Annotated in this window: 19 protein-coding genes and 1 other annotated feature; of the genes, 17 read left to right on the top strand and 2 right to left on the bottom strand. The window is 40.4% G+C overall.

Going from position 1 to position 25996, the window contains the following annotated elements:
• Positions 1–5: 5 nt before the first annotated feature.
• The 15 genes from rsmH (at position 6) to ileS (ending at position 16928) form a co-directional block, all read left to right on the top strand.
• Positions 6–959 carry a 16S rRNA (cytosine(1402)-N(4))-methyltransferase RsmH gene (gene rsmH, locus LI951_RS13675; protein WP_229442565.1) on the top strand — a complete coding sequence of 318 codons (954 nt, stop codon included), beginning with the start codon at positions 6–8 and terminating at the stop codon, positions 957–959.
• Between the two features lie 17 nt (positions 960–976).
• On the top strand, positions 977–1378 hold the full coding sequence (gene ftsL / locus LI951_RS13670) for a cell division protein FtsL (protein WP_202064359.1): 402 nt from the start codon (positions 977–979) through the stop codon (positions 1376–1378).
• 2 nt (positions 1379–1380) lie between these two features.
• Complete coding sequence (locus LI951_RS13665) at positions 1381–3306, top strand: peptidoglycan D,D-transpeptidase FtsI family protein (protein ID WP_229442564.1); 1926 nt, start codon at positions 1381–1383, stop codon at positions 3304–3306.
• Positions 3307–3332: 26 nt separating this feature from the next.
• Positions 3333–4298, top strand: coding sequence for a phospho-N-acetylmuramoyl-pentapeptide-transferase (gene mraY, locus LI951_RS13660; protein ID WP_229442563.1), 966 nt, complete (start codon positions 3333–3335; stop codon positions 4296–4298).
• 16 nt (positions 4299–4314) lie between these two features.
• Positions 4315–5685, top strand: a complete 1371-nt coding sequence (gene murD, locus LI951_RS13655; RefSeq protein WP_229442561.1) for a UDP-N-acetylmuramoyl-L-alanine--D-glutamate ligase — start codon at positions 4315–4317, stop codon at positions 5683–5685.
• A gap of 8 nt (positions 5686–5693) precedes the next feature.
• A complete protein-coding gene (murG, locus tag LI951_RS13650) occupies positions 5694–6788 on the top strand; it encodes an undecaprenyldiphospho-muramoylpentapeptide beta-N-acetylglucosaminyltransferase (RefSeq protein WP_229442559.1) in 1095 nt (364 codons plus the stop codon).
• Between the two features lie 114 nt (positions 6789–6902).
• Complete coding sequence (locus LI951_RS13645) at positions 6903–7850, top strand: cell division protein FtsQ/DivIB (protein WP_202064365.1); 948 nt, start codon at positions 6903–6905, stop codon at positions 7848–7850.
• Between the two features lie 149 nt (positions 7851–7999).
• Positions 8000–9328 (top strand): cell division protein FtsA, encoded by a 1329-nt coding sequence (ftsA, locus tag LI951_RS13640; protein WP_202064366.1) that lies wholly within the window; start codon positions 8000–8002, stop codon positions 9326–9328.
• A 26-nt stretch (positions 9329–9354) separates the two neighbouring features.
• Complete coding sequence (gene ftsZ, locus LI951_RS13635) at positions 9355–10602, top strand: cell division protein FtsZ (RefSeq protein ID WP_202064367.1); 1248 nt, start codon at positions 9355–9357, stop codon at positions 10600–10602.
• A 16-nt stretch (positions 10603–10618) separates the two neighbouring features.
• Positions 10619–11296, top strand: coding sequence for a YggS family pyridoxal phosphate-dependent enzyme (locus tag LI951_RS13630; RefSeq protein ID WP_202064373.1), 678 nt, complete (start codon positions 10619–10621; stop codon positions 11294–11296).
• Positions 11297–11309: 13 nt separating this feature from the next.
• Positions 11310–11951: a cell division protein SepF gene (locus tag LI951_RS13625; RefSeq protein WP_202064375.1), complete on the top strand. Its 642-nt coding sequence runs from the start codon at positions 11310–11312 to the stop codon at positions 11949–11951.
• 15 nt (positions 11952–11966) lie between these two features.
• Positions 11967–12245, top strand: coding sequence for a YggT family protein (locus LI951_RS13620; RefSeq protein ID WP_229442557.1), 279 nt, complete (start codon positions 11967–11969; stop codon positions 12243–12245).
• Positions 12246–12266: 21 nt separating this feature from the next.
• Entirely contained in the window at positions 12267–13049 is a 783-nt protein-coding gene (locus tag LI951_RS13615; RefSeq protein ID WP_202064379.1) for an RNA-binding protein, read from the top strand.
• 19 nt (positions 13050–13068) lie between these two features.
• Positions 13069–13800 (top strand): DivIVA domain-containing protein, encoded by a 732-nt coding sequence (locus tag LI951_RS13610; RefSeq protein WP_202064381.1) that lies wholly within the window; start codon positions 13069–13071, stop codon positions 13798–13800.
• A 338-nt stretch (positions 13801–14138) separates the two neighbouring features.
• Positions 14139–16928 carry an isoleucine--tRNA ligase gene (gene ileS / locus LI951_RS13605; protein ID WP_229442555.1) on the top strand — a complete coding sequence of 930 codons (2790 nt, stop codon included), beginning with the start codon at positions 14139–14141 and terminating at the stop codon, positions 16926–16928.
• A gap of 97 nt (positions 16929–17025) precedes the next feature.
• Here the strand turns inward: ileS and zwf are convergent, their stop codons facing one another.
• Positions 17026–18549 (bottom strand): glucose-6-phosphate dehydrogenase, encoded by a 1524-nt coding sequence (zwf, locus tag LI951_RS13600; RefSeq protein WP_202064384.1) that lies wholly within the window; start codon positions 18547–18549, stop codon positions 17026–17028.
• A gap of 149 nt (positions 18550–18698) precedes the next feature.
• Positions 18699–19346 (bottom strand): metal-dependent transcriptional regulator, encoded by a 648-nt coding sequence (locus tag LI951_RS13595; RefSeq protein WP_202064385.1) that lies wholly within the window; start codon positions 19344–19346, stop codon positions 18699–18701.
• A 248-nt stretch (positions 19347–19594) separates the two neighbouring features.
• Between LI951_RS13595 and gltB the strand changes: the two genes are divergently transcribed.
• Both gltB and LI951_RS13585 read left to right on the top strand, forming a co-directional pair.
• Positions 19595–24103, top strand: a complete 4509-nt coding sequence (gene gltB / locus LI951_RS13590; RefSeq protein WP_229442553.1) for a glutamate synthase large subunit — start codon at positions 19595–19597, stop codon at positions 24101–24103.
• A gap of 1 nt (position 24104) precedes the next feature.
• Positions 24105–25544, top strand: a complete 1440-nt coding sequence (locus LI951_RS13585) for a glutamate synthase subunit beta (protein ID WP_229442551.1) — start codon at positions 24105–24107, stop codon at positions 25542–25544.
• Positions 25545–25676: 132 nt separating this feature from the next.
• Positions 25677–25912, top strand: a binding site (T-box leader).
• Positions 25913–25996: the final 84 nt, after the last annotated feature.

Raw genomic sequence — 25996 nt, 5'->3', positions numbered from 1 at the left:
CATGCATGGTGGAGTTTCAGCATTATACTGTTTTACTAAAAGAGACAGTAGACGGATTGGCAGTTAAAAAAAATGGTATCTATGTAGACTGTACCTTGGGTGGTGCAGGACACAGTGAGTATCTCTTGTCCCAATTAGATGAAACCGGTCATTTATATGCTTTCGATCAGGATCAAAAAGCACTGGACTTTGCAGCAGAGCGACTGAAGAAATACGTGGATAAAGGAATGGTCACATTTGTTAAATCAAACTTCCGCTATTTGAAGGAACGTTTGAATGAGCTCAATGTCCAGCATATTGATGGAGCCATTTACGATCTTGGAGTCTCTTCCCCTCAACTGGATGAAGCAGGTCGAGGATTTAGTTATCATAAGGATGCACCGTTGGATATGAGAATGGATCAGAGTGCAGAATTAACTGCTTATGATATTGTAAATACATACTCCTATCAGGAATTAATTAAAATATTTTTCCGTTATGGAGAAGAAAAATTTTCAAAACAGATTGCTAGAGAAATCGAGCGGGTGAGAAGTAAACAGCCAATCGAAACAACTGGCGAGTTAGTTGACATTATTAAGACAGCTATCCCTGCTGCTGCACGCCGCACTGGAGGACACCCTGCGAAAAGAATTTTTCAGGCGATCCGAATAGCCGTCAATGATGAGCTTCGTGTGATTGAAGAATCACTGGAGCAGGCAATTTCTTTGATTAGTTTATCGGGGAGAATCAGTGTCATTACCTTCCATTCATTGGAAGATCGAATTGTAAAAAATATGTTTAAAGAATACAGCTCAATAAAAGATCTGCCGCCCGGGCTGCCGGTTGTACCTGAAGAATTTCAACCGGAATTAAAGGTGATTACAAGAAAACCTGTATTACCGGGAGCGCAGGAATTAGAAGAAAATAATCGCTCGCGAAGCGCGAAGCTGAGAATAGCTGAGAGAATAAAAGCAAATTAGGGGAAGGAGAGCAGAGGATGGCAGAATTGAAGAAATATGAAGAAACAAATTATATAGGAATCATGGACGAAGCAGTGATTGAAACAGAAAGTCCTGAAATAAAAATTCAATCGCCGGAAAATCTGCCATATTCTCCTAAGAAACGCCTAAGAAATGTTTCGCTTTTTGAAAAATTTCTCAGTATTGTTATATTGGCTGCGGCAATCAGTGTTGCGGTGTTGACAATCCAAGTCAGAACAGCCATTGTTCAGACAACAAATGACATCACCAATGCACAGGCAGAAATAAAGCTCAAAGAAAATACTGCTTTGCAATTGGAACAGGAAAAAAATGAACTTTCAAAAGCAGACCGTATTAAGCAAACTGCTGAAGAACAAGGCCTTTCAGAAATTGATGGAAACTTAAGGAAAGTGAATTAAGTATGAGTAAAGATAGCAGAATAAAACGATTTATCAGGAAAAAAAACTTAAATCCAACGAACAATCGAAAAAAGGTGGGCATAATTCTATTTGCTGCAAGTATTGGATTGTTCTTTTTGTTTGCCTTTAGATTATCCTATATCATCAGCTCCGGCGAAGTTGCAGGTGTTTCTTTAAAGGAAAAAACACAGGACTTATACACAGGCAGTACGGTGATAAAAGCTAAAAGAGGGGCAATACTAGATAGAAACGGTCAGATTATTGCGGAAGATGCAACTTCTTATTCCCTTTATGCAGTGCTGTCGGAAACATTTTTAGGACAGGAAAACAAAAAGCTGTACGCTCAGAAAAAGGATTATGAGGCTATTGCTGAGACATTGGATAAATATACGAATTTATCAAAAGAAGACGCATTGAAATACTTAAATGGCGGTACAAAAGAAGACGGTACAGTTCAATTTCAGGTGGAATTTGGTAACAATGGAAAGAACCTAACTTTGGAACAACGGCAAAATATTGAGAATGAACTTGAAACTCTTGGGATTGAAGGAATTTATTTTAATGATCATCCTGACAGGATTTATCCAAATGGTGTATTTTCCTCTCATTTTATTGGTTATACAGACCTTGCAGATCCAGATGATGAATCAACAGGACTAGTTGGAAAAATGGGATTGGAAGCAGCTTATGACAACATTCTGAGCGGGAAAGACGGAAAAATTGAATATCAAAGAGATGTCTATGGCAATCCGTTGCCGGGAACAATTGTTGAAGATTCAGAATCTTATGACGGTAAAGATATTTATACAACTCTTGACATTCGTCTTCAGACACGCTTGGAAGCTTTGTTAGACCCGTTCGTGGAAAAATATGAGCCTGAGAGCGTTACAACTATGCTGATGGAAGCTAAAACAGGAAATATTCTTGCTATGGCACAACGACCTTCATTTGAACCTGAAACAAAAGAAGGAGTAGATGAAAATTTTGTCTGGCGTAATGCTTTAATTGAGGATTCTTTTGAGCCGGGCTCGACTATGAAAATAATAACCGCTGCAGCAGCTATTCAGGAAGGTGTATTTAATCCAAATGAGCAATTCGCCTATCCTTATGGCGGTGTGGTGCTTGATGAAGAGCGCGATGTAAAAGTAAATGACTGGGATAAAGGGGAAAAAGGAGTACTGACATTTCGTCAGGCCATTTCCTGGTCCAGTAATGTAGGGATGCTTGAACTGGAAAGACGTATGGGTAATGACAAATGGAAGAGTTATCTTGAAAGTTTTAATTTCGGGAAGTCAACGAATTCAGGCTTGCCAAGTGAATCTGCAGGAAGTCTTCCAACAGATAATATTGTAGATATTGCGATGTCTTCATTTGGCCAGGCGGTTTCAGTAACAAACTTTCAGATGATGCAGGCCTTTAGTGCATTTGCCAATGATGGGACGATGCTGAAGCCTCAGTACATCAGCAAAATCAAAGATCCTCAAACCGGGGAAGAAACAGTAACCAAAAAAGAAGCAGTTGGGACTCCTGTCAGTGCTCAGGCTGTTAGTGATGTTCGAACATACATGATCGATACAGTTGAAGATCCGGATTATGGTATTGCTTATGGGGTATATACAGTACCAAATTATCGGGTTGCTGCGAAAACAGGAACAGCTCAGATTACTGAAAATGGGCTCTATTTAGACGGAGAGACTGACTATCTTTACTCAGTTGTTGAAATGGTACCGGCAGAAAATCCAGAATACATCTTATATGTAACGGTTAAACGACCTGCATACTATGATAAAACGATGATGTCTGAAATTGCAAATCCATTAATGAAATTAGCAATGGAGCTTAAAGATACAGATGGAGCCGCTGATACGGCAACAGCTGTAGTAACGGAAACACCCGAGTCATCTGAGGTTGTTGAAGGAAATGAATAATGTTGAAGTGAATTAGGAGAGATAATATGGAGTGGACACAGATTTTTATTCCCATAGCGTTAAGTTTTGCGCTGACTGTTTCGGTTATGCCAATATTCATCGGCTATTTTCAAATGAAAAAACAGGGACAGGTGACAAGGGAAGAAGGACCAACCTGGCATAATGTTAAGTCTGGTACCCCGACTATGGGAGGAGCGGTTTTTTTAAGTGCAGCTTTTATTACTGCGCTGGCGATCGCATTCTGGCTTAGACAATTGACGCCGTCTGTGTTCATCATGCTCTTCATTTTGGTTTTATACGGACTGCTTGGTTTTTTGGATGATTTTATCAAAATATTCAAAAAAAGAAACATGGGATTGAATTCTAAACAGAAACTGATTGGTCAGATTCTTGGAGGTATTGTTTTTTATCTGGTCTATCGAACGGAAGGACTGTCGGGGACTCTGAGCTTGTTTGGTTTGACAGAGCTTCCTCTGGGAATTTTTTATGGAGTATTCATCATTTTCTGGCTAGTTGGTTTTTCAAATGCAGTTAATTTGACGGACGGGATTGACGGACTGGTTTCCGGTTTGGGAACAATTTCTTTTGGTACATATGCAATTATTGCCTGGAAACAACAGCAATTTGATGTTGTGATTGTCTGCCTGAGTGTTGTTGGCGGATTAATTGGCTTCTTTCCATATAATAAGAAGTCTGCAAAAATATTTATGGGGGATGTCGGATCTCTGGCGCTGGGCGGATTACTGGCGGCGATTTCAATTATTCTCAGACAGGAATGGACTTTATTGCTGGTTGGCTTTATCTATGTTTGTGAAACAGCGAGTGTTATGCTGCAGGTTTTTTCATTTAAAGTATTTGGAAAACGAATCTTTAAGATGTCTCCTATCCATCATCATTTTGAAATGTCAGGATGGTCTGAATGGAAAGTGGATATCGTTTTTTGGACAGTTAGTTTAATTGGCTCCGCAGTTACACTGTGGATTCTTTTCTAATGAAGGGGAAAAAATAATGAAGAAAATTACAACCTATGAAAATAAAAAAATTCTGGTACTTGGTTTGGCCAAAAGTGGAGTAAGTGCAGCAAAGTTGCTGCAGGAGTTAGGTGCATTGGTCACTGTTAATGATTTTAAACAATTTGATCAAAACCCTGATGCCCAAGATTTATTAAGCTTGGGTATTCGTGTTGTTACGGGAGGTCATCCGATTGAATTGTTAGATGAGGATTTCTATATGGTTGTTAAAAACCCGGGGATTCCATATTCCAATACACTGGTTCAGCATGCACTTGAAAAAGGACTGCCGATTCTGACAGAGGTTGAACTGGCTTATCAAATAGCTGATTGTCCAATAATAGGGATCACAGGAACAAATGGGAAAACGACGACAACGACTATGATTGGTCTATTGTTGAATGCTGACCGTGCAGCAGGTAGTGCGCGGCTTGCCGGCAATATTGGTTTTCCTGCAAGTCAGGTAGCGCAGGAGGCTGTCTCAGAGGACGAACTGGTCATGGAGCTGTCAAGTTTTCAATTAATGGGCGTTGATACGTTTAAACCTGAAATAGCAGTGATTACAAATTTGTATGAGGCACATTTAGACTACCATGAATCTCGTGAAGAATATGTTCGGGCGAAATGGGCTCTTCAAAAAAATATGACAGCATCAGACTATCTGATCCTCAATTGGGATCAGGAAGAGCTGCGTCAGCTGAGTAAGATGACACAGGCAACCGTGATTCCTTTTTCAACACTTGAAAAAGTTCCAGGGGCATTCTGCGACAGTGGAAAACTTTACTATAAAAAAGAATATATTATGGAAGCTTCAGAGCTTGGGGTTCCCGGAAGTCATAACATTGAGAACGCATTGGCTGCAATTGCTGCAGTGAAATTAAAAGGTGTTTCAAATGAAGCAATCAGAGAAACTTTGAAAAATTTCAATGGCGTTCCTCATCGAACACAGTACGTAGGGGAGCTTCATGGTCGGAAATTTTTCAACGACTCTAAAGCCACCAATATTTTGGCAACAGAAAAAGCATTGAGCGGGTTTAAAAAGAACCAGCTGATTCTATTAGCGGGCGGTTTGGATCGAGGGAATGAGTTTGATGAACTGATTCCGTCTTTAAAAGGACTAAAAGGAATTGTCATTTTTGGCGAAACAAAAGACAAGTTGTATCAGGCAGCAGCAGCTGCTGGAATTAAAGAAATAAAACTGACTGAGAATGTTGAAACAGCAGTAAAAGAAGCCTATGATTTTTCAGAAAAAGATGATACTATTTTATTGTCGCCGGCTTGTGCAAGCTGGGATCAGTATCCTAATTTTGAAATACGAGGAGACAAATTTATGCAGGCATTTCAGCAGCTAAAACAAATAGAAAAGTGAGAAATCGAATGAAGATACTAGTGACAGGCGGTGGAACCGGCGGACATATCTATCCGGCACTGGCTTTTATCAATTATGTAAAAAAAATAGATTCCGAGGCTGAGTTTATGTATGTCGGCACAGAAAACGGACTGGAAAGCAAAATTGTTCCATTATATGGCATTCCTTTTGAAACAATTGAAATCCAAGGGTTTCGCCGTTCGTTAAGTCCTCAAAACTTAAAGACGGTTTATCTTTTTTTATCCAGTATTGGTAAAGCGAAGAAAATTATTCGTTCTTTTCAGCCTGATCTGGTTATTGGGACAGGGGGCTATGTCTCTGGTTCTGTAGTAGTAGCTGCCAAACAGTTGAAGATTCCTACAATTGTTCATGAACAAAACAGCGTTCCTGGAGTAACCAACAAATTTCTTAGTAGATTCGCTTCTCGTGTAGCAATTTGTTTTCCGGATGTGGCTGCTTATTTTCCAGATGAAAAAGTTGTGCTGACAGGGAATCCGCGTGGACAGGAAGTTGCGGATATAAAACAATCAGCCATTTTATCAGAATATGATTTGGAACCGGGACAACCGACAGTTGTTATTTTTGGCGGAAGTCGCGGAGCTTTGAAAATTAATCAGGCATTTATGGAAGCTTTACCTTTTTTTGAAGACAAGCCGTATCAAGTCTTATATGCATCGGGTGAGCGCTATTTTAAAGAGCTTCAGGAAAAGTTAAATCTTTCTAAAAGAAAGTTCAATAATGTAAGTATTCAGCCATATATTGATAAAATGGCAGATGTCATGGGGAATACGCAATTGGTGGTAGGTCGAGCAGGGGCAACTTCGATTGCTGAAATTACTGCTCTTGGTTTACCGGCTATTTTGATCCCCAGTCCGTTTGTTACAAATGATCATCAAACCAAAAATGCTGAAAGTCTTGTAAAAGCGGGAGCAGCTAAATTGATTCCGGATGGAGAACTGACAGGACAGCAGCTGGTTGCTGCAATTGATGAAATTTTATTAGATGATGAAGTGCACAGAAAAATGGCAGAAAGTTCCCGCAAAGAAGGGATTCCAGATGCCAGCAGACGACTTTATCAGCTGGTGAAAGAGCTTGTTCAATGACAGGGGGTGTAGAAGATTAGCAGGAAGGACCTTGAGGAAAGAGAAAATAATCCTAATACAGCTGAAAGCGAAATTGTAAAGCTCACTCCATGGCAACGAGAAAACCTTGAATATATGAAAAGCAAGGGCACTGCTCCCATTTGGCATGAGGAAGAAAAAGAGTCTGAGGAGGAGGAGCCGGCAACAGAAGAGGTTGAAGAGGAGTCTGAAGAAGCATCGTCAGAGGCAGAAATAAATCTGGAGATAGAAGTCCAGCATGATACGTATGAATCTTTTGCTGATCGACTGCCGAATGTCAAAAAAGTACGAAATAAACTCCTGATTCGACGCTTGACACTGATTATCTCAATTGCTGTTTTAATTATACTTGTACTGGTTTATTTTGTTTCACCGCTGAGCAAATTATCCAAGATCACTGTTTCAGGGAATGAAAATATAAATGCAGAAACAATTATTGCGGATTCCAAACTTAAAGTAGAAAGTCCATTATGGGATCAATACTGGAACCGTTCTGTTTATGAAAAAAACATTGTGAGAACCTTTCCTCGAGTGAGGAAAGCAGTTATTTCATTTAATGGATTGAATACCTTTAATGTTTCGATCCAGGAGTATGAAGTTGTAGCCATTGAAGCTTCTGAAGGTTCGTATTATCCAATTCTTGAAAACGGGAAAATTTTACCGGACAAACTGGAAAACCAGCCTGGTGGAATGCCGGTATTTGAAAATTTTGAAGATGAAGAAATCATCAAGAATCTTATGGTATCCTATACGCAGTTAAGTGACGAACTGAAGGAGAAAATTTCAGAAATAAAATATGCACCCTCCGAATCAAATAAAGATTTGGTTAATCTTTATATGAGAGATAACAACCGGGTACTTGTAAACATCTCCCAGCTGGCTGAAAAGATGAGGTACTATGAACAGGTTGCTGCACAGATGTCGGAACCAGGTGTGATTGATATGGAAGTAGGTATTTACTCCTATTCATTTGAAACTGAGAAGAAAAATAATGAAATAAACGAAAGTACAGATACCAGCTCTCAAATCGTGGAAGAAGGATAGTAAAAAAATAAAAGAGAAAAAAGTAGAATCTTCTTTCTAAAAGACCTATCTTTATGGTAGAATTGAAAGAAGTGAGTATTGATAAAAATAGATAAACGAGCTGTAGGTTCGCTTACATATTGGATTAACTAGGAGGAGGAACACCATTCATGGCAAAAACAGGAATGTATGTAGGCCTGGATATTGGTACAACATCAGTAAAGGTTGTAGTTGCCGAATTTATCGAAGGCCAAATGAATATAATTGGCGTCGGCAATGCGAAGTCTGACGGACTAAACAGAGGGATCATTGTTGATATTGACAAAACAGTAAACGCAATTCAGCGTGCAGTAAGACAGGCTGAAGAAAAAGCAGGAATTCAAATCAAGAGTGTAAATGTAGGGTTGCCGGCGAATATGCTGGAAGTAGAAAACTGCCAGGGAATGATCGCTGTCAGCAGCGACTCTAAAGAAATCAATGATGAAGATGTACTAAATGTTGCGTCTGCTGCCTTGGTTCGTTCAACTCCTCCAGAACGTCAAATTGTTGCGATCCTGCCACAGGAATTTACAGTCGACGGCTTTGAAGGAATTAAGGACCCTAGAGGAATGATCGGTGTTCGTCTGGAAATGATCGGTGTTGTATTCACTGGTCCTAAGACGATCATTCACAATACAAGAAAATGCGTTGAAAAAGCAGGACTTGCAGTGAATGAACTGGTTATTTTACCATTGGCTCTGACTGAAACTATTCTTTCTGACGGTGAAAAAGAATTTGGAACGATTGTTATTGATATGGGCGGCGGTCAGACAACGACTGCAGTTATGCATGACAAACAGTTGAAATTTAATCACGTGAATCAGGAAGGTGGAGAATTTGTCACTAAAGACATTTCTATCGTATTAAATACTTCCTTTAATAATGCGGAAGCACTAAAAATCAACTATGGAGATGCTTTCCCCGAAAGAACATCGGTTAGTGAAGAATTTCCTGTAGATGTTATCGGTAAATCAGAACCTGTAAAAGTTGATGAACGTTATTTATCTGAAGTGATTGAAGCCAGAGTAGAACAAATTTTCAGAAAATCAAAAGAAGTATTGGATGACATCGATGCACTTGATTTGCCAGGCGGAATCATACTGACTGGCGGCGGCGCGAGTCTTCCAGGTGTTGTTGATTTGGCACAGGACATTTTTGATGTAAATGTGAAGCTTTATGTACCAAACCATATGGGATTGCGTAATCCTGTATTCACAAATGTAATCAGCATTGTAGAATATTCTGCCCAGCTGGCTGATATTTATCATATTGCCAAGGGTGCAATTCCAGGGAAAAAATCAACGCCTGCGCCTCAAATAAGTGTTCAGCAGCAGGAAGTTAATTATGAGAGCTACAAGGAAGAACCAGTGGAAATCAACTATGAAGATTCTGAATCGTCAGAGTCAAATGAAAAAGTAACTGGAAAAATCAAAGATTTCTTCTCGAATATCTTTGATTAATCACTAAAACAGGAGGATATGAAAATATGGAATTTTCTTTAGATAATAACATCAATAATGGCGCTGTCATTAAAGTCATCGGTGTCGGCGGCGGCGGCGGTAATGCTGTCAACCGTATGATTGAAGAAAATGTCAAGGGCGTGGAGTTCATTGCTGCGAATACAGATGTTCAGGCATTGAGAAACTCACAGGCTGAAACAGTGATTCAGCTTGGACCTAAATATACAAGAGGCCTGGGAGCCGGTTCCCAACCGGAGGTGGGTCAAAAAGCAGCAGAAGAAAGTGAACAGACGATTTCTGATGCGCTTCAAGGAGCGGATATGATCTTTATCACTGCCGGAATGGGCGGCGGAACTGGAACTGGTGCTGCTCCTGTTGTTGCAAAAATCGCTAAGGAGCTAGGCGCTCTTACGGTTGGCGTGGTAACTCGCCCATTTAGTTTTGAAGGACCAAAAAGAGGACGTTTCGCAGCTGAAGGGATCGCTTTGCTGAAAGAAAATGTAGATACACTATTGATTATTTCGAACAACCGTTTATTAGAGGTTGTTGATAAGAAGACGCCGATGCTTGAAGCATTCCGTGAAGCAGACAATGTGTTGCGTCAAGGGGTTCAGGGAATCTCTGATTTAATCACTGCACCTGGTTACGTCAATTTGGACTTTGCTGATGTGAAGACAGTCATGGAAAATCAGGGAACGGCTTTAATGGGAATCGGTGTTGCCAGCGGTGAAGATCGCGTGATTGAAGCAACGAAGAAAGCAATTTCTTCTGCTTTGCTGGAAACATCTATTGACGGGGCTGAGCAGGTATTGCTTAATATTACAGGCGGGCTGGACATGACTCTGTTTGAAGCACAGGATGCTTCTGACATTATCACAGCAGCTGCTACAGGTGATGTGAATATCATTCTGGGTACATCGATTAATGAAGATCTTGGAGACGAAATTCGTGTAACAGTTATTGCTACAGGAATTGATCCTTCCAAAAAGGAAAAACGTCATCAAAGACATCCGAGAAATAACCAAATTCAGACTGCTCAACAAGCACCTGTTTTGGATATGGAGCAAGCAAGAGGCTCTCAACCTCAGCAAACTGAAGAAACAAGTGCATTCGGTGACTGGGATATCCGTCGTGAACAGAATGTACGTCCTAAAGTAGAGGAAGCATCAACTGAAAATGTCGAGAAGAAAGAGTTCGAGACATTCAATCGTGAAGAATCCGGACAAAATGATGATGAATTAAATACACCGCCATTTTTCCGCAGAAAAAGATAAGGGGTAGTATTGTCGTATGCTGGCAGATAATTTAAAAGAAATAAATGAAAATATCGAGCTGGCTTGTGAAAATGCCCATCGTTCAACGTCTGAAGTAACTTTGGTTGCTGTGACAAAATCTGTCGACAGTGAAACGGCAGAAAAGCTCGCTGAACTGGGCGTGAATAATTTTGCTGAGAATCGCGTAGATAAATTATTGGAAAAAATGGCAGCTTTGAAAAATTTTTCGTCTTTAAAATGGCATTTGATTGGTAATTTACAGCGTAGGAAGGTAAAATTAGTAATTAATGATATTGATTATTTTCACGCTCTGGACAGTTTGAGTTTAGCTGAGGAAATTCAAAAACGTGCAGATAAGATTATTCCATGTTTTATCGAAGTAAATGTTTCAGAAGAAGAAAGCAAACATGGAATAAGAAAAGAAGAATTAAAAGATTTTATCAGTCAGTTAGATAACATGGATAAGATCTGCGTTATCGGTCTGATGACCATGGCGCCTTTAAATGCTGATAAGTGTCAACTTCATGAAATCTTTTCAGAACTCAGACAGCTTCAGGTGATGATAAAGGATTTGCAGTTGAAGCATGCACCTTGTACTGAACTGAGCATGGGAATGTCCAATGATTTTCCTATCGCTGTAGAAGAAGGTGCGACATTTGTACGTGTTGGCAGAGGATTATTTAGAGGTGCGTAAAGGAGGGGAATCTATGTCAATTTTTAATAAGAATGCATTATCAAACTTTTTTGGATTATCCAGTGAAGATGAATACGATAATTACGACAGCTATGTGGAAAAAAGCGCTGTGAACGAACAACCAAGACAGCCGAGACAGCAGCCACGGCAGCAACAGGCGGTTCCTCAGCAGCAGACTGCTCAGCGTCAGGATTATTACAGATCCAGCTCTGAACCTTTGAGCGGCAAACCATCCGCTCGTTATCGCTCGACTGAGGAAGCGTCAAATCCAAACAATGGTAATAGGCATCAGACAAGATCATATAATGAGAAAAAGGTTGTCTCCATGCGCAATTCCAGTAATTCAGCCAATTCTCAGGAGTTCAATCATTCGGGAAAACCTGTGAAAATATCAATCATTGAACCTAGAGTTTATTCAGAAGCAATGAATATTGCAAAACATATTATCGTGGATGAAGCTGTTTTAGTGAATTTTCATTTGGTTGAAGAAAGTCAGGCAAGAAGGATTGTTGATTTTCTTACCGGAGCAGTCTATGCATTAGATGGCGATATACAGCGCGTTGGAGATGAAATCTTCTTGTGTACACCATCAAATATGGAAATAGACAGTGCAACAGCGCAGTCATTAGCTAAAAAACAAATGTTTGATTTTTAGTCTTAGGAGGTAAATATGCTCTTATTTATTCAGATTATCTATTTAATTAATAAAGCCGTTCAAATTTATTCATGGATACTAGTCATTTATGCATTACTTTCATGGCTTCCAGGAGCTTATAATTCATTATTGGGTCGAATCGTCGCAAGACTATGTGAACCGTATTTGAATTTGTTTGACCGACTAAATCTGAATTTTGGCATGATCAGTCTCAATGTGGTAGTCGGCATTCTTGCATTAAATCTGGTAAGCTGGGGTTTAAATTTTATTGTGAGACTACTATTAGGATATTAATCGAAGAAGGGTGGTTTATCTATGAATGAAAATGTGTATCAGCATTTCCGTAAAGATGAGCATCCTTTTATTGATTCAGTCGGAGACTGGCTGGAAAGAGTAGAAGATCAATATGCACCTTATTTAACTGAGTTTTTAGATCCCAGACAGGCTTATATTGTAGAGACTATTATTCGTCAAGACAGTGAGTTATCTTTTCGCTTTTATGGAGGATATGAACAAGCTGAAAGAAAGAGATGTTTGATTTTTCCAGATTACTATGAGCCAACCATTGAAGATTTTAAAATCGAATTGTTTGAAATCGTTTATCCAATAAAATTTGCTTCCCTGTCTCATGGGAAAATATTAGGTACTTTGGTAAGTACAGGTATTAAGCGTGAGTATTTTGGAGATATCATTTCCGATGGGGAGAAATGGCAGGTATTTATTTCTGAAGAAACGATGAATTTTATTACTGCTCAAGTAGAGAAAATTGGAAAAGTAGCTGTGCGGCTGGAGCCAAGAAACTATACGAAAATCATTGTGCCAAAAGATGAATGGACAGCGGAAAGAACGACAGTTAGTTCCTTGCGATTGGATAATTTGATTTCAACAGTATACAACATCTCTAGACAGCGATCCAAGCAGCTGATAGAATCTGGAAAGGTCAAAATCAACTGGGCTGAAAATACTCGACCCGATTTTCCTTTGGAGTTGTTGGATATTATTTCTGTAAGAGGCTTTGGCCGAATACAGATACAGGAGTTAGAAGGTAAGACAAAAAAAGATAAATATCGTTTGTTATTGGGAGTACTGCGAAAATAAATGGATGAGGTGAAAAATTATGGCATTAACCCCACTGGATATTCAAAATAAAGCTTTCTCAACAAAGATGAGAGGGTATAATCAAGATGAAGTCGATGATTTTCTGGATCAGGTAACAAAGGATTATGAAGATTCCATACAGAAAGTCCGTGAACTGGAAAAATCTTTAAAACATGCTGAAGAAAAACTGCAGTACTTTAATGAATTGAAGGATGCTTTGAATCAGTCAATTATTGTTGCACAGGACACTGCTGACAAAGTGAAAAACAGTGCGACAAAAGAATCTGAAGTCATTGTTACGTCTGCTGAAAATACAGCAAATGAAATGCTTTCCAATGCAGAAAGACGTTCTAATGCATTGGTTACGGCTGCCGAAGATAAAGCAACAGAGATTTTAACAGAAGCAACAAACCGTGCAAGACAGCTGGCTGTGGAAACAGATGATCTTAAGAAGAAAACAAGAGTATTCCACCAACGCCTGACTCTAATGCTGGAAACTCAGTTAGAACAAGTGAAAAGTGAAGAATGGAACGATTTGTTAAAACCATTCTCAAGCTATGTAAGCGACTCGCATACTGTGATTCAGGAGGTTCTTTCAAAAGAACTTGATGAGTTGGAGGCAGATCCTGAGAAAGCACCGGAATCAATTGTTTCTCTTGAAGATGCGAAGAAGCTGAATGATGAATTATCAGAATCAATGAATTTTTTAGATGATGACTCTTCAGAAGAAGATTCAGTAAAAGACGAATAGAACAGAAAGATTAACAGTATTCTTTTAAGCGAGTCAATGATGGTGTGAGATTGACAGACCCTGCTGTTAAAAAGATCCTCTATTCATAATCAGATTTGAACGGGTAGTAGAATCTGGCGGGTGATTTCGTTAGCGATCATCAGAGGGAATCATTTGTTTTCAATGATTCTAAATTTGGGTGGTATCACGAGCACTTTCGTCCCTTGGGATGAAGGTGCTTTTCTGCTTTATTTTATTAGGTAAAGCATGATCTGATAAATTTTTATGTTTCTCAGAGCGAAGTAAAATTTTTAATAAACAATGAATACGCAGCAGAGACTGAAAGCGAGGATGTTAGAATGAAAATGAAAGATACCTTACAACTTGGGAAAACAGCTTTTCCAATGCGTGGGAACCTGCCAAACAGAGAAGTAGAATGGCAAAAAGACTGGGAAGAAAAAGAGATTTATGAAAAAAGACAAAAACTAAACGAAGGAAAACCGACCTTTATTCTGCATGACGGACCTCCTTATGCGAATGGAAATATTCACTTGGGTCACGCTCTAAACAAAATCAGCAAGGATATCATTGTACGTTTTAAATCAATGTCAGGATATCGTTCGCCATACGTACCCGGCTGGGACACACATGGTCTGCCAATTGAACAGGTTTTAACGAATAAAGGTGTAAAGCGGAAAGATATGACACTTGCAGAATATCGTAAAAAATGTGAAGAGTATGCACGTTCGCAGGTAGATACGCAGAAAAATGACTTTAAACGATTGGGAATTGGCGGTGACTGGGAGCATCCATACATTACTTTGGACCCTTCTTATGAAGCGGCAGAAATCCGTGTATTTGGAAAAATGGCTGAAAAGGGCTATATTTACAAAGGTTTGAAGCCGATCTACTGGTCACCCTCAAGTGAATCTTCATTGGCAGAAGCAGAAATTGAATATAAAGATGTTAAATCGCCTTCAATCTTTGTAGCGTTTAAAATTGTGGATGGCAAAGGGATTTTGGATACAGATACTTCTTTAGTAATCTGGACAACGACTCCGTGGACGCTTCCGGCAAATTTGGGGATTTCTGTAAATCCTGATTATCAGTATGTTGTTGTGAAAGCTTACGGCAAAAAATATGTAGTGGCTAAAGACCTTTTGGATCAGGTAAAAGAAGCGATTGACTGGGAGGATGTTGAAATCCTTGAGACGATCTCCGGAAAAGCTATGGAGTATATGACTGCTCAACATCCGTTTTATGATCGGACTTCATTGGTTATGCTTGGTGATCATGTGACATTGGAAGCTGGTACCGGGCTGGTTCATACAGCTCCCGGCCATGGGGAAGATGACTATATTGTCGGTAAAAAATATAATTTGGACGTATTATCGCCAGTGGATAGTCGAGGTATCTTTACTGAAGAAGCACCAAGCTTTGAAGGAGTCTTCTATGATAAAGCGAACCCGATGATTACTGCATTACTGGATGAGAAAGATGCACTGTTGAAACTGGATTTCTTTACTCACAGCTATCCGCATGACTGGCGGACAAAGAAACCAGTAATTTACCGGGCGACATCTCAATGGTTTGCATCCATTGATAAATTCCGTCAGAATATTCTTGATGAAGTTGAAAGAGTAGACTGGATTATACCTTGGGGTAAAACGCGCCTTTACAATATGATTCGTGACCGCGGCGATTGGGTTATCTCCCGTCAGCGTGCCTGGGGTGTTCCGCTGCCGATTTTCTATGCAGAAAATGGTGAAGCGATTATCACGCCGGAAACAATTGAACATGTAGCTGATTTATTTGCGGAATATGGATCAAATATCTGGTATGAAAGAGAAGCAAAGGCGCTTCTCCCGGAAGGCTTTACTCATGCAGGTTCGCCAAATGGCACGTTCACAAAAGAAACAGATATCATGGATGTTTGGTTTGACTCTGGTTCTTCACATGAAGCAGTTCTGCGTCAGCGTCCTGAGCTGAGCTTCCCTGCAGATATGTATCTTGAAGGATCAGACCAATACCGCGGCTGGTTTAATTCAAGTATTACAACAAGTGTGGCAATTAATGGTGTTGCCCCGTATAAAGCTGTTCTTTCACAAGGCTTCACTTTGGATGGAGAAGGACGCAAAATGAGTAAATCCTTAGGGAACACGATTCTTCCAGATAAAGTGATCAAACAAATGGGGGCAGATATTCTGCGGCTGTGGGTGAGTAGTGTTGATTCTGAGTCGGATGTCCGTGTGTCCATGGATATTTTAAATCAGGTATCTGAAGTCTATCGTAAGATTCGCAACACGATGCGCTTCCTGCTTGCCAATACAAGTGATTTTGAGCCTTCAGAACACTCAGTATCTTTTGAAAAGCTGCGTTCAGTTGATAAATATATGATGGTTCGTTTGAATCAGGTTATTAAAGAAATCCGTAAAAAAGGCTATGAAAAATACAATTTCATGCAAATCTATCGTACAGTGGTGAATTTCCTGACAGTGGATCTTTCCTCTTTCTACCTGGATTTTGCCAAAGATGTTGTCTATATTGAAGCAGAAAATGACTATCAGCGTCGTTGCATGCAGACTGTATTTTATCAAACAGCTGTTTCTTTAACAAAATTATTAACACCAATTATTCCTCATACTTCTGAAGAAATCTGGAGCTTCTTAAAAGAAGAAGAAAGCTATGTTCAGCTTTCTGAATTTCCAGGCTATGAACAATTTGCCAATCAGGATGAGCTGATGGACACCTGGGCTGCATTTATGGAGTTTAGAGATAACGTCCTAAAAGCGCTGGAAGAAGCACGTAATGCCAAAATGATTGGAAAATCTCTGGAAGCAAAAGTTACTGTTTATCCGAGTGAAGTAGTTCGTCAGCTGCTGACAGCTGTTGATGCGGATATTGCACAGCTGCTGATTGTGTCCGACTTTGAAATTGCCGGAGAAGGTGTTGAAGTGCCAGAAAATGCACATAGCTTTGCAGATATGGCTGTTTTAGTTGAAGCAGCAGCAGGTGAAACCTGTGAACGCTGCCGTTCTGTAAAAACAGATGTAGGGACAGATGAAAAAATGCCCCATTTGTGCGGTCGCTGTGCAGCAATCGTTGAAGAGCATTATCCAGAAGCAGTAGCAGAAGGATTTGAAGATTAATAAATTTACTATTTTAAAAACCTCTCGAGAATTTTTTCCCGAGAGGCTTTTCTTAATAGCAGTGATAGATGAGTTTATTGCTAGTGATAAACGTTGATTATTCTTCCAGCTGTCCACGTTCACGATACCAGATATCCGGCTGCCAGATCCAATGGAAACCATCTTCTTCCAATAATTTAAAGGCTGCTTCAGGTCCCATGGTTCCAGCTGTATAATTAGGGAAATCAACAGTTGTTTTGTCCCATGCATGACGGATAATGTCAATAATGTGCCAAGACTGAGCAACTTCATCCCAGTGAGAGAAGTTTGTTCCATCTCCATTTAAACAATCCAGCATTAACTTTTCATAAGCTTCAGGACTGTTTGCTGTTGTTTTGGCTGTATTCCGATAATCCAGTTTCACAGGTGCTGTTGTGAAACCCTGTCCGATTTCCTTACCGTTCAATGTCATGGAGAAGCCTTCAGTCGGCTGAATATAAATAGTCAGGATATTAGGCGGCAGGTTTGTTTTTTCTATACACTCTTCCACATCATCCTTAAATACATTTACAGGAACCTGTTTAAAGACGATATTGATTCTTGTTCCTTTTTCAGTCAGTCGTTTTCCAGTACGAATGTAGAATGGAACGCCAGACCAGCGGAAGTTGTCAATATAGAACTTTCCTGCAGCAAATGTCTCTGTTTGAGAATCTTTTTCAACATTTGCTTCCTCACGATATCCGATAAATGCTTCATTATTCAGAGAACCGGAGCTGTATTGCCCACGTACAAAATTCTTTAGGGCTTCTTCTTCTGTATAAAGGCGAATAGCCTTTAGTGCTTTAATTTTTTCCACACGTATTTCTTCTTCAGAAAATGTTACTGGAGGTTCCATGGCAAGTAAAGAAAGAACCTGCAGAATATGGTTTTGAACCATATCTTTCAAGGCACCGCTGCTTTCGTAATATCCACCGCGATCTTCCACACCTAAACTTTCAGCAAAGGTAATCTGGATATTGTCAATGTAACGATTATTCCATTGAGATTCAAAGATATTATTGGCAAAGCGGATAGCAGAAATATTTTGAATCATTTCTTTCCCTAAATAGTGATCAATTCTGAAAATATCTTCTTCAGGAAAGACCGCTCGAATGGATTTGTTTAATTGAAGAGCTGTCTTATAATCCGTTCCGAAAGGTTTTTCAATGATTAAGCGATCAAACCCATTTTCTGTTAAGATCTTTTGAGACTTCAAATGTTTGACAATGGTATCGAAGAATTGAGGAGCCATTGCCAAATAAAAAATTCGATTTCCCTGCAGCTGATACTTTTCATCCAATTTATCTGCTAGGTTTTTGAGCGTATCGTAATGCTCTGTATCATTTACATTATGAGACTGATAATAAAAATGATCTGAAAAAGAATCGGCTTCTTCCTGCGAAGGATTTAGATCCTGTATTGTTTCCCGGACGATTTCCCGATAATGTTCGTCCGACCACTCTCTGCGGGCAGTTCCGATTACGGCAAAATGTTCACCGAGATTTCCTTTTCGGTAGAGTCTGAAAAGAGAAGGATAGAGCTTTCTTTTAGCTAAATCTCCTGTCCCTCCAAATATGGTAAAAAGTGCAACTTTCTCGTTCATTCTATTCCTCCTGCAGTCTGCCTGAGATCAATATAAATCTCAGGGATAATTTTTCTATTGCTGTTAAAATCTTTAAAGAACTTTTTTAGAATAACGGCTGGTCAGTATTGGTTTTGATTTCCTGTGTAACAGCCTTGAAAAAGTATATTTTATAATGGATCAACAAAAATTGTGCTTGCTGCCTTATAACTGACGACCAGTGTCTTGTCAGCATTTTTAATAGTGATCGGACCTTCATAGGCTGCGATCTCTTCAATCATGAACGTTTCATGAATATTCAAATTGATTGAGACTAGATAATCCAGCAGCTCTTTTTCATCCAATACTCTGGCAATACGGATTTTTGTACCTGCAGGATAATCCGCCAGTGTTTGATGTTTCTCTTCATGAACTGGCTGATTTGCTTCAGGAATGACTCCCCCATGAGGGCAAAATTGGGGGTTACCCAGATAGTGAGACAGACGATCTGCCAGTGTTTCCGAGGTAACATGTTCAAGGACCTCCGCATCATTGTGGACTTCATTCCAGGAATAATTTAAATGCTCCACCAAAAATACTTCCCATAGTCGATGCTTGCGAATTAATGTACTTGCTTTTGTTAACCCCAGTTCTGTCAGCTGCACCCCCTGATAAGGAGAATGCTGGACCAGTCCTTCCTTCACAAGCTTGGAAATCATTTCACTGACAGAAGCCGCAGAAACATTTAGACCAGATACAATGTGTTTATTATTAATTTTATTTTCATCTCCACCCAGTTCAAAAATGAGTTTGAGATAATCTTCTCGATTTGGCGTCATATTATTCATCCTTTCTCAGGAGCCATCAAAAATAGTTTATCAGAAAAATTTCTATTTGACCATTCAATAAGATAGTAAACGAAAAACTTTTATTCAAATTCTTTTCTTTTCATAAATTCACCGTCTAATCAGATTACATTCGTTATTTTTCAGATGTTTTCAAATTTTTCTTGTATTCTTTTTCATAAACATGTAAACTGTTAAAAAAAATTGAGAATTTTCAAACTATTTAAAGGGACTGATTATGAATGGGAAAAGAAACCAAAGCTGCAAAACCAATGATGTATGATTCTTCTTTTGAAAAAGATGCCTGTGGAATGGGCTTTATTGCTCAAATTGACGGCATTGCTTCTCATCAGCTGATTAATCATGCCCTGACCATGCTGGAAAGAATGAACCATCGCGGAGGTACTGGTGCAGAACCTGATACTGGAGATGGGGCAGGTATTCTGATGGCTATGCCGGATACTTTTTTTCAGAAGAAGGCAGCCGCTGAACAAATAATGCTGCCGGATAAAAATGACTATGGTGTGGCTATGCTTTTTTTACCTCAGGAAGAAACAGAAAAGAAAGCGTTGCTTCATTCGGTAGTGACTGAAGTGAAAAATGCCGGATATCGTGTTATTTGGGAAAGAGAAGTTCCTTTTTCCTTTGAGTACTGCGGACCAGGTGCTCAAAAAGTAATGCCGGGTTTTGTTCAGCTTTTTGTTGAAAAACCGGTTGACGTGGAAAGCGGCAGAGAATTTGAAGACCAGCTGTTCCAGCTTCGTCGAAAGATCGAAAAGAATTATTCACCCACCGAACTGTCAATTTGCAGTTTATCCTCAAAAACAATTGTCTATAAAGGAATGCTTCATGCATATCAAGTGCGTTTGTTTTATCCTGACTTACAGGACAAAACATTGGAAAGCAGTATCGCACTGATTCACTCACGTTTTTCAACCAATACATTTCCCAGCTGGGATCGGGCACAGCCCTTCAGGTTTTTAGCACATAATGGCGAGATCAATACCCTGAGAGGGGCCGAAAATTGGATGCACAGCCATCATATTGAAGTATACAATGAAGAGAATTCAGACTCAGCCAAGCTGGAGAACTGTATGGAGCTTCTTTATCGAAATGGTCGGGATATTCCACAGGCACTGATGATGATGGTTCCAGAAGCATGGTCTGAGGAAGCCGATTTAAAAGATGATATTGCTGCATTTTATGAGTACAATTCAAGCTTTATGGCTCCGTGGGACGGACCGGCAGCGCTATGTTTTACTGATGGGGAAATCGTCGGAGCTGCTTTGGATCGTAATGGTCTGCGGCCTTCCAGGTATTCTATTACAAAAGATAATTATATTATTGCTGCATCAGAGTCAGGCGTTATAGATATAGAACCTTCAAGAGTGATTGAAAAAGGCGTTTTGGGACCTGCCAACATGATTTTGGTGGATACTGTAAAAGGCAAATTTTATCGCAATGAGGAACTAAAGGAATATTATGCAAGTCAGCATCCCTACAGAAAATGGCTGAACGAGCAGCAGCTGACAATTGAACAGCTGCCTCAAGTTCAGGAAGAAGCCCAATCGGTATTAAGCCAAGAGGAATTGAATCATTTATGGAAGCTGAACGGCTATACAGATGAAATTATTCGAATGAACCTTCTGCCAATGGCTGAAAAAGGGGAAGAGCCGGTTATTTCAATGGGCTATGATTCTCCGCTGGCAGTACTAAGTGATAAGCCGCAGTCTCTGTTTACTTATTTTAAGCAGCAGTTTGCCCAGGTGACCAATCCGCCAATTGATGCCATTCGGGAAAAACTGGTGATTGGAACCGAAATGTTTTTGGGACGGGACAGGAATCTGCTGACAGATCAGGCAGAAAACTGTAATAAACTGAAAATCAACAGTCCTGTTTTATCAACAGAGGATTTTGAAAAAATCCGTCGGCTGGATAGTCATGGACAAAAGAGCAGGGTCCAGACCATTCAGTATTCATTGAAACCGGAAGTTCCTGATCGTCTGTTCAGAGCATTGGAAACAATGTTTAAGCAGGTGGAAGAAAAAATTGATGAAGGAGCAACGATTATCATCCTCTCTGACAGCGATAGGAAAGAAGGGCAGATGGGCATCCCGATTCTGCTCGCTGTATCAGGTCTGCATAATTACCTGGTGCGGCAGGGCAAACGGGGACTGGCTTCGATCATTGCTGATTCAGCAGAAGTTTGTGAGGTTCACCACTATGCAACTTTGATTGGATATGGCGCAAGTGCTGTTCATCCATACGGTGCATACGAAACGTTAAAAGACTATCATTTGTCTGAAAAAAGTGAAACGTATCGTACGGCTGCCGAAAAAGGGATTGTCAAAATTATGTCGAGAATGGGTATTTCCACTATTGCCGGCTATCACGGTGCACAATTATTTGAAGCAGTCGGACTCTCAGAAAAAGTTGTCAACCAGTTTTTCACGGGAACAGCCAGCCGAATCGGCGGATTGACTTTGGAACAGGTGGAAAATGAATATTTGTGTCGCTATACAGCTGCATACGGGGAAAAGGAAAATGATTTTCTGCCTTCCGGCGGGAGTTTTCAATATAAGGCAGACGGCGAACATCACTTGTTCAATCCTCTGACAATCTATAATTTTCAGCAGGCAGTACGAACTGGTGATTATGACCAATATAAAAAATATGCACTGCAGCTGAATCAGGAGGAATCTGAGACACCAACTACCTTGCGGTCTATGTGGGAATTCCACAGCGATCGGCCGTCTGTCAAGCTTTCTGAGGTCGAACCTGCAGAAACGATTGTCAAACGATTTAAAGTCGGTGCGATGAGTTATGGATCATTAAGTCAGGAAGCACATGAATGTATAGCTGAAGCGATGAATCGAATCAATGCCAAGTCAAACAGCGGTGAAGGCGGCGAAAACCGCAGCCGTTTTAAAAAGAAGAAAAACGGGGTTAACTTGAACAGCAAAATCAAACAGGTTGCATCCGGGCGATTCGGTGTCAATGCAGAATATCTGATGAGTGCAGAAGAGCTGCAGATTAAGATTGCACAAGGTGCAAAACCAGGAGAAGGCGGACAGCTGCCGGGGAATAAAGTTTTTCCGTGGATCGCAGAAATCCGCGGTTCAACTCCTGGTGTTCGTCTGATATCTCCGCCGCCTCATCATGATATTTATTCAATTGAGGATTTGGCCCAGCTGATTTATGATCTAAAGATGGTTAATCCTTATGCCAAAATCAATGTAAAGCTGGTTTCCAGCACGGGTGTTGGAACAATTGCAACTGGTGTCGTGAAGGCTGGAGCAGATGTGGTTGTTATTTCCGGCTATGATGGCGGTACAGGGGCTTCTCCGCGGAATTCAGTGAGAGATGCGGGACTGCCTTGGGAGATGGGCTTGGCAGAGGCTCATCAGACGCTTTCATTAAATAATCTTCGCCAGCGAATGACATTGGAGACGGACGGCAAACTGATGACTGGCAGGGATGTTGCAATTGCCGCATTGCTTGGAGCTGAAGAATACAGCTTTGCTTCACTTGCTTTAGTTGCTGTCGGCTGTGTAATGATGCGAGTCTGCAGCTTGAATACCTGTCCTGTTGGCGTCGCAACTCAAAATCCGGAACTGAGGAAGTTTTTTGCAGGTAAACCGGAACATGTAATCAATGCGATGATGTTTATTGCAGAAGATCTAAGAGAGTTGATGGCAAATCTTGGATTTAGGACGATTGATGAAATGATTGGTCATGCTGAAATTTTGAAACCTAAATTTGTGGCTAAAGGAAAAGCAAAATCTCTGGATTTTTCCAGAATGCTGGGACATTCAATGGGAATTGAAAGAAAATGCGAAGATCCTTTCAGAGAAAAACGCCAGTGGAAAGAACTGGATGCTTTTGCTGAAACAGCGATTAGGAATAATCAAAAAATATATGTTGAAGAAACGATTAATAATGTAAATCGAACAGTTGGAGCCAGAATGGGCGGATGGATTGCAGAACGTTTTGGCAATTATGCATTGGAGCCGGGGCTTCTTAATTATCATTACAAAGGAATTGCCGGTCAGAGCTTCGGCGCTTTTATCACTCAGGGAATGGAATTAAAATTAACTGGTGAAGCAAATGATTATGTAGGAAAAGGATTGAGCGGGGGGCGTCTGATTATTGTTCCTCCTGAAGATGCAGGATATAAAGCAGAGGAGTCGCCAATTGTTGGAAATGTTGCCTGTTTCGGTGCAAATCGCGGCGAAGCTTACTTCAGAGGAAAGGGCGGCGAACGCTTCTGTGTCAGAAACAGCGGAGCCAATGTAGTTGTTGAAGGGATCGGCGATCATGGCTGTGAATACATGACGGGCGGTGTGGCTGTGATACTGGGAACTACTGGTCGGAATTTTGGTGCAGGGATGTCTGGAGGAGTCGCGTATGTTTATGATCCTGAACAACAGTTTTCAGGAAAATGCAACATGGAGATGGTTGAATTGTTTCAATTAGGCGAATCAGGTTCTGACAGTGAGCTGAAGGAACTTTTGAAAAACCATTATCGGTATACAGCATCAGAAAAAGCAGCAGAGATTTTAGCTGATTGGAAAAATACACAGCATCATTTCATTAAAGTTTATCCAAAAGAATATCATGAGATGATTAAGGTAACTGAGCAGCTTCAAGGTGAGGGACTTTCCGGAACTGAATTGCTGGAGACTGCATTTGAAGCGGTAATCGGAGCTCAAACTGTACCAGTGAAAACAACCATAAAGGAGCGTGGCTAGTATGGCAGATCCATTTGGATTTTTAAACTATTCTCGAAAGGAAAATCCTTATCGACCAGTTCATGAGCGAATAGCGGACTGGAATGAACTGCAGATTCCTTTAAAGGAGGATGAGCGTCAGGAACAGGCTGCAAGATGTATGAACTGCGGTATACCATTTTGTCATACAGGTATTTTTTATGGAGGAAAAAGAGCTGTTTCAGGATGTCCGAATGATAATCTTATCCCAGAGTGGAATGATCTGGTTTATCGTGGTGAATACAAAAAAGCCTGGGAACGTTTAAGCAGAACAAACCCATTACCGGAAATGACTGGAAGGGTTTGTCCTGCTCCCTGCGAAAAGTCCTGTACGGAAGCGTTAAATGGATCAGGAGTTGCCATTCATGATAATGAACGTTTCATTATTGATACAGCATTTGAAAATGACTGGGTGAAGCCTACAGGTATACCCAAAGAAAAGACGGGGTTCAAAGTTGCTGTTATCGGCAGCGGACCGGCTGGTTTATCTGCTGCCTGGCGATTGAATCAGCTGGGACATGAAGTGACTGTTTATGAACGCTCAGATCGTTTCGGCGGATTGCTAATGTATGGTATTCCCAATATGAAGCTGGATAAAACAGTGGTCCAACGTCGAATTGATGTTATGGAGGAAATCGGCATCAATTTTGTTGGAAATACTGAAATAGGGGTAGATATTACAGCAGCAGAGCTGTCTCAAGAATTTGATCGAATTATTGTGGCAACGGGTGCGAGTGTACCAAGAGATTTGAAAGTTAAGGGTAGGGAATTACAAGGAGTTCAATTTGCGGTGGACTATTTGACTGAAACAACAAAGGAAGTGCTGAAGGATGGAACAGCTGCTGCAAATAAAAAGCTGGAGGGCAAGCATGTAGTTGTGATAGGCGGAGGAGACACCGGCAGCGACTGTATTGGATCGGCAATTCGACAGGGGTGCGCTTCTGTGAAACAGCTGGAAATTACGCCTAAAATGCCTGGAAGCAGAACGGAGAATAATCCATGGCCGGAATATCCGCTTACTGATAAATTAGGATATGGACAGGAAGAAGCACTGGCTGTTCAAAAGGAGGAGCTGACAAGTTATCAAACGTCAACTACCTCTTTTATCGGTGCAGAACAGGGTCAGCTGATTGGAGTGGAAACAGTTCAGGTTGATCAGAATTTTCAGCCGATTGAAGGAACAGAAAAAACAATGAGAGCTGATTTGGTTTTGTTGGCAATGGGGTTTATCGGACCTGAAAAAAGTTTGCTGGAGCAGCTGGATGTTGCAGAAGTGTATGATGACTATACAACAAATAATGAACGTGTCTATGTTGCCGGTGATGCGAAACGCGGCCCAAGTCTGGTGATCTGGGCGATCAGAGAAGGTCGGCTGGCAGCTGAGCATGTGGATAAAACATTGAGGGCACTTGTTGCTCAGTAGATTCTGTTCATTTTATGAATAACCTGATTATTCGTAGAGAACTTCCGTGTTACTTACAGCTGATTTTTTTGTAAGCTCTTGACTAACAAGAAAATACGTGGTAAAGTTTTTAGAAATAAATGAGAATACAATGAAAAAATAATGATCAGAATAGTAGACAGCTGCAGCAGTTTCAGAGAATTTCCGGTTGGTGCAAGGAAATAACTGCGGGATGTTGAACACACCTGTAAATTGTTTTTCTGAATAATCGTAGGAAAAATCGGGAATTGCCCGTTATCGCTTTTAGTCGTAGACTAGCAGAGGTTTTTGCTGTGAGGTGAAAACAAATCTGAGGTGGGACCACGTGAAAAAACTTTCTCGTCCTCTTGGCTTATTTGCCAAGAGGACTTTTTGGTATTCTGTGAAAATGGACGATTACCATTTGGATGGATACTCTTATTTATGGATGAGAT

Origin of the sequence: Enterococcus sp. BWT-B8, assembly GCF_020567625.1 — a bacterium.
Lineage (GTDB): Bacteria > Bacillota > Bacilli > Lactobacillales > Enterococcaceae > Enterococcus_L.
This window is presented reverse-complemented; position numbering and strand designations above follow the sequence as displayed.

Coding starts and splice junctions, on each gene's coding strand:
- rsmH (WP_229442565.1), top strand. CDS start 6: ATGGTGGAGTTTCAGCATTATACTGTTTTACTAAAAGAGACAGTAGAC.
- ftsL (WP_202064359.1), top strand. CDS start 977: ATGGCAGAATTGAAGAAATATGAAGAAACAAATTATATAGGAATCATG.
- LI951_RS13665 (WP_229442564.1), top strand. CDS start 1,381: ATGAGTAAAGATAGCAGAATAAAACGATTTATCAGGAAAAAAAACTTA.
- mraY (WP_229442563.1), top strand. CDS start 3,333: ATGGAGTGGACACAGATTTTTATTCCCATAGCGTTAAGTTTTGCGCTG.
- murD (WP_229442561.1), top strand. CDS start 4,315: ATGAAGAAAATTACAACCTATGAAAATAAAAAAATTCTGGTACTTGGT.
- murG (WP_229442559.1), top strand. CDS start 5,694: ATGAAGATACTAGTGACAGGCGGTGGAACCGGCGGACATATCTATCCG.
- LI951_RS13645 (WP_202064365.1), top strand. CDS start 6,903: ATGAAAAGCAAGGGCACTGCTCCCATTTGGCATGAGGAAGAAAAAGAG.
- ftsA (WP_202064366.1), top strand. CDS start 8,000: ATGGCAAAAACAGGAATGTATGTAGGCCTGGATATTGGTACAACATCA.
- ftsZ (WP_202064367.1), top strand. CDS start 9,355: ATGGAATTTTCTTTAGATAATAACATCAATAATGGCGCTGTCATTAAA.
- LI951_RS13630 (WP_202064373.1), top strand. CDS start 10,619: ATGCTGGCAGATAATTTAAAAGAAATAAATGAAAATATCGAGCTGGCT.
- LI951_RS13625 (WP_202064375.1), top strand. CDS start 11,310: ATGTCAATTTTTAATAAGAATGCATTATCAAACTTTTTTGGATTATCC.
- LI951_RS13620 (WP_229442557.1), top strand. CDS start 11,967: ATGCTCTTATTTATTCAGATTATCTATTTAATTAATAAAGCCGTTCAA.
- LI951_RS13615 (WP_202064379.1), top strand. CDS start 12,267: ATGAATGAAAATGTGTATCAGCATTTCCGTAAAGATGAGCATCCTTTT.
- LI951_RS13610 (WP_202064381.1), top strand. CDS start 13,069: ATGGCATTAACCCCACTGGATATTCAAAATAAAGCTTTCTCAACAAAG.
- ileS (WP_229442555.1), top strand. CDS start 14,139: ATGAAAATGAAAGATACCTTACAACTTGGGAAAACAGCTTTTCCAATG.
- zwf (WP_202064384.1), bottom strand. CDS start 18,549: ATGAACGAGAAAGTTGCACTTTTTACCATATTTGGAGGGACAGGAGAT.
- LI951_RS13595 (WP_202064385.1), bottom strand. CDS start 19,346: ATGACGCCAAATCGAGAAGATTATCTCAAACTCATTTTTGAACTGGGT.
- gltB (WP_229442553.1), top strand. CDS start 19,595: ATGGGAAAAGAAACCAAAGCTGCAAAACCAATGATGTATGATTCTTCT.
- LI951_RS13585 (WP_229442551.1), top strand. CDS start 24,105: ATGGCAGATCCATTTGGATTTTTAAACTATTCTCGAAAGGAAAATCCT.